The organism is Intrasporangium sp. (assembly GCF_030452765.1).
In the GTDB taxonomy this organism is placed as follows: Bacteria; Actinomycetota; Actinomycetes; order Actinomycetales; family Dermatophilaceae; genus Intrasporangium_A.
The window spans coordinates 1-2,355 of record NZ_JAKDLO010000315.1 but is presented as its reverse complement, the minus strand read 5'-3'; the positions used below and the strand labels follow the sequence as shown (position 1 = coordinate 2,355).

The following is a 2,355-nucleotide window of genomic DNA, read 5'->3' as shown; positions in this document are numbered from 1 at the left end:
CGGTCGGGACAGTCCCTCGTCGTCCTCGGCGTCGGCGGCGTGGCGTGGCGTGGCGTCACCGCGAGCACCACCCCAACCCTCTGGGGGATGCTCCGCGACGGCTCGGCAGCGTCCGTGTCCACCAAGGCCATGCACCCGACCACGTGCCCGACCGACGGGTGGGCGACCCTCGGCGCCGGGGAGGCGGCCGGGGTCCCCGCGTCCGCCGCTCGACCCGACTGTGCACCCCTGCCCAAGGTCGTCGGCGACGACTCGACGGGGTGGCACGTCGTCGGCTTCCCAGCGATCGCGCGCGCCTCCGCCGAAGGCCCGTATGCCGCCGCGCTCGGGCTGCTCGGCGACAGCTTCGACCGCGCGGGGACCTGTGTGCAGGCCGTCGGGCCGGGCGCCGCCCTGGCCGCGGCGACATCGGACGGTCAGGTGGCGCGCTACTCGCCCTTCTCCGGCACCACCCTCGGCTCTGACCTGGCCCGATGTCCCGTCTCACTCGTCGACGTCGGGTCGCTACTGCAGACCGGCCTCGATCCCGAGCGCCAGGCCGGGCAGCTGGGTGCTCTCGACCGTCGGGTCAGTCAGGTCGTCGAGGCCGCGCCGAACGGGGCAGACATCGTCGTCGTGGGGACTGCGGACCGAGACCATCGGGCGCGGCTACACATTCTCGCGGCGACGGGACCCCACTATCCCCCGGGCCTGCTCACCTCCGCCTCGACCCGGATAACCGGGCTGGCTCAGCTGTCCGATGTCACCGCGACGATCCTGGCCGGAGGCGGCGTGCACCCGGTGCAGGAGATCGGTGGCAGGCCGCTCAGCGTCATACCCTCGGCGGACGAGGGCGCGGCCACGGCGGCGGGCCGGCTGACCCTCCTGACCGACCTCGACGCGAAGTCGGTCGCGAAACAGGTCATCGAGGTGCCGTTCCTCGTCCTGTGGCTCGGCGTGGCAGTGCTGCTCCTCATCGCGCTCGCCGTCGCCTGGCACCGGGGGCAGGCGAGGGCGACGACCTCGTCCCGGCTGCGGGTGGCCCAGGGGGCTGTGGTCGTCGGGCTGGTCAGCGCTGCGATGCCGGCCGCGACGTTCCTGGCCAACATCGTCCCGTGGTGGCGGGTCTCGGACGGGGCGTGGTCGCTCGTGGCGGTCTTCACCGCCCTCGTCCTGCTCATCGCCGTCGTCCTCGCCGCCATCGCCGCGCAAGGGCCGTGGGGGGGGTCGGCGCTCGGCCCGCTCTCGGCCGTCTCGGCGGCCACGGTAGGCGTCATCGCTGTCGACCTGGTCACCGGCTCGAACCTGCAGGTCGCCTCGATCTTCGGGCTCCAGCCGCTGGTCGGCGGCCGGTTCTACGGCATGGGCAACGTCGCCTTCGCGCTCTACGGCACGGCCGTGCTGGTCCTCTGCGCCGGACTCGGGCACGCCCTGACGAGACGGGGCGAGCAGCGTCTTGCGGGCACCGCGGTGGCCGTCGTCTCGGTCGTCGCCGTGGCCGTCGACGTGCTGCCCGCGTGGGGAGCCGACTTCGGTGGGCCGCTCGCCCTCGTGCCGGCCCTCGGGATCCTGCTCATCGCCGTCTCCGGGCTGCGAGTGTCGGTACGCAACCTCGTGCTCGTCGCGGTGGCTGCGGTCGTCGTCGTCGGGCTCGTCTCGTGGCTCGACTGGCTCCGGCCCCCCGCTGAGCGGGCCCATCCCGGCCGGTTCGTCCAGTCGCTCATCGACGGTGACGCGTGGCCCATCATCTGGCGCAAGCTCCTGGCCAATATCGAGCTCGGCGTCTCGATGCCGGTCCTGTTCGTCGTGTGCGTGGCGGCGCTCATCCCGTTCATCGTGGTCGTGGTGCGGCCCGGACTGCTCGGGACCGGTGCGTTCGCGCGGCTGTGCAGGGACGCACCCTTGCTGCGGATCGGCCTGGTCGGCGTCGTCGTGATGGCGATGATCGGGCTGCTCACCAACGACTCGGGGATCGCCATCCCGCCGGTCTCGGCGATCTTCGTCGTGCCGGGGGTCATCGCCGCATCGATGCAGCACACCTTGATCGAGGTGCGACTCGGCCCGGTCACGCGGCACGGCGACCGCCGCCTGTCCTGACCCCGATCGACAGTGCCTCAGTCCTGATCGACAGTGCAGTAGTTCCGATCGACAGTGCCTCAGTCCTGATCGACAGTGCCTCAGTCCTGATCGACAGTGCCTCAGTCCTGATCGACAGTGCCTCAGTCCTGATCGACAGTGCAGTAGTTCCGATCGACAGTGCCCGTGCGCCGTGGACAAGCGCACTCTCGATCCCGACAAGTGCACTCTCGATGAGGGGAAGTGCACTCTCGATCCCGACAAGTGCACTCTCGATGAGGGGAAGTGCACTCTCGATCC

At 71.2% G+C, this 2,355-nt stretch carries 1 protein-coding gene; it reads left to right on the top strand.

The features are described 5' to 3' along the window. Positions 1 to 2,076, top strand: a 2,076-nt coding sequence (locus L0H79_RS21950) for a hypothetical protein (RefSeq protein ID WP_301486895.1), incomplete at its 5' end; no start/stop codon positions are given. Positions 2,077 to 2,355 lie beyond the last annotated feature (279 nt).